The following is a 2,529-nucleotide window of genomic DNA, read 5'->3' as shown; positions in this document are numbered from 1 at the left end:
CGCGAGCCGCCCGGCCGTCGACCCGGCGCAGGTGGCCGCCACCGCGGCCGCCACCGACGCCTTCGGCCTCGACCTCCTGCACGCCCTGACCGCCCAGCCGGACGCCGCCGGCGGCAACCTCGTGGTCTCGCCGTCCGGCCTGGCCACCCTGCTCGCGATGCTGCTGCCCGGCGCCCGCGGCGCCACCGCCGGGGAACTGGCCAAGGCCCTGCACACCGACCTCGACCCGCGGCAGTACGCGCTCGCCACCGGCGCGTTGAACCGGCCGGTCCCGGCCACCGACCGGCTCACCCTGCGCCGCAGCGACGACCTCTGGACGCAGCAGGGCCTGGCCGTCGAGCCGGGCTACCTGGCCGACCTGGCCGCCGCCTTCGACACCGGCGTGCACCAGGCCGACTTCGCCAAGGACCCGGACGGGGCCCGCAAGACCGTCAACGCGGCCGTGGAGAAGGCCACCGACGGCCGGATCAAGGACCTGTTCGGCCGGGACGCGATCACCCCGAGCACCCGGCTGGTGCTCACCGACGCGCTCTACCTGAAGGCCCGGTGGGCCGCCGCCTTCAAGCCCTCGCACACCGCCGACCGCCCGTTCCACAAGCTCGACGGCTCCACCCCGGCCGTCCCCACGATGGCGCAGACCGGGGAGTTCAAGTACGCCGACGGCTCCGGCGGGATCCTCGGCGAGCCCTGGCAGGCCGTCGAGCTGCCGTACGCGGACGGCGCACTGGTGATGGACCTGATCGTCCCCGCGCAGGGCGGCTTCGCCGCCTTCGCCAAGGGCCTGGACCAGCCCCAGCTCGACCGCGTCCTCGGCGCCCTCGCCGAGCGGCCGGTCGACCTCCGGCTGCCGCGCTTCCGCTTCGGCACCTCGAAGGAGCTCACCCCCGCGCTGCGCTCGCTCGGCGTCTCCTCGGCCTTCGACAAGGCCGATCTCACCGGCATCGCCAAGGAGCCGCTGGTCGTCGGCACGGTGGTGCAGAAGGCCACCGTCGAGGTCGACGAGGAGGGGACGGTCGCGGCGGCCGGCAGCGGTGCCGGGGTCGAGGCGGCGGCGGCGCCGAACGCCGACCGGCCGGTCCAGCTGTACCTGGACCGGCCGTTCCTGTTCCTGATCCGGGACGCCCGGGGCGGGGCGCCGCTGTTCCTCGGCCAGGTCACCGACCCGCTGGCGAAGTAGCCGACGGGCCGGGGCGGCGTCCGAGGGGCCCCGGGCTCACCAGGCCGGGTAGCGCCCGCCGAGCGCCGGGTGCCGGGGGTCGCGGCTGCCGAACAGCACCAGCAGGTCGTCCGCGACCTGCCGCAGCTCCGCCCGGCCCTCGACCGCCCCGGCCCACTCGGCGGGCAGCGCCGCGGCGCCGTACGCCGCCCCGACCAGGTTGCCGCAGACCGCGCCGGTCGAGTCGCTGTCCCCGGAGTGGTTCACCGACAGCAGCAGCGCGGTGCGCACCGGGTCGGGGTCCAGGGTGGCCGCCAGCAGCGAGTACACGGCGATGGCCAGGCACTCCTCGGCGATCCAGCCGAGCCCGACCCGCTCCACCGTCTCCGCCGCGGGCTCGGCCTCCTGGGCCAGCCGCACCGCCCGGGCCAGCGCCTGGACGGTCTCCTTGGAGCTCGGCAGCTCGCGGATCTGCTCCACCGTCTCGCCGACCGCCGCCCACGGCTCGGTGCCGTGCGCGAGCCGCTCGACCAGCGCCGCGAAGGCGCCCGCCGCGAGGTAGCCGGTCGGGTGGCCGTGGGTGAGCTGGGCGCACTGCACCGCCAGCCCGAAGGACTGCTCGACGCCCAGCCGGGCCAGCCCGAACGGCGCCGAGCGCATCACCGTGCCGCAGCCCTTGGAACCCGGGTTGATCGGCCCGGTCAGCCCGATCGCGGACGGCGCCTCGAACACCGGGTGCTCGGACACCCCGCTCAGGCAGGCGTTGCCCGGCGCCCGCCGCGCGTACAGGAAGGGCCGGCTCAGCAGCCAGCCGTCGTACGGGCGGGGCTGCGGCCCGGTGTCCGGCGCGTCCTGGAACTGGGTGCGCAGCCAGCGCCGGTAGGCGCCGTGCACGGCCTCCGGGACCGAGCCGCCGCCGCCCGTCCAGCCGCGGACGAAGCCGCGGATCAGGCCCTCGGCGGTGAACAGCGTCATCTGGGTGTCGTCGGTGACCTCGACCGGCCCGGACCCGGCCGGCAGTGTGGTCACGCCCTGCGGCCCGTACCGGTCCTGGATCTGGTGGAGCTGCTGGAACTCCACCGGCCAGCCCAGCGCGTCGCCGATCGCTCCGCCGAGCAGCGTTCCGCGCACCCGGTCCCGGTACCCCGACTCCGCCGCCGGTTCCGTCACGTCGAGCCCCCCTTTGTTCGTGGCGGACTACGTTCTATCAGGTCCCCCGGGAGGCGGGGCGACTCCTGTGGATCTTGCGCGGGTCGGCCGGGGGACCGCCGGGGTGTGACCGCCTACCGGCGGATCGCCCCGGCGCGCCCGTGCAGCGCGGCCCGGTCGGCGGCGGCGCGTCCGGCCGCCCAGCCCACGCCGTCGCTGACCCG

General features: G+C 76.4%; 2 protein-coding genes. One reads left to right on the top strand and one right to left on the bottom strand.

Annotation, left to right across the window (positions count from 1 at the left end; translation table 11 throughout):
- Positions 1-1,177: serpin family protein (locus tag AE652_RS39420; RefSeq protein ID WP_159028703.1), on the top strand; the 1,177-nt coding region annotated here is incomplete at its 5' end.
- A 36-nt stretch (positions 1,178-1,213) separates the two neighbouring features.
- Here AE652_RS39420 and AE652_RS39415 read toward each other — a convergent pair.
- Complete coding sequence (locus tag AE652_RS39415) at positions 1,214-2,326, bottom strand: ADP-ribosylglycohydrolase family protein (RefSeq protein WP_049660394.1); 1,113 nt, start codon at positions 2,324-2,326, stop codon at positions 1,214-1,216.
- Between the last annotated feature and the right edge of the window lie 203 nt (positions 2,327-2,529).

This window comes from Kitasatospora sp. MY 5-36 (assembly GCF_001182915.1).
GTDB lineage: Bacteria > Actinomycetota > Actinomycetes > Streptomycetales > Streptomycetaceae > Kitasatospora.
The sequence above is the reverse complement of the archived record's forward strand: the minus strand, read 5'-3'. Positions and strand labels throughout refer to the sequence as shown.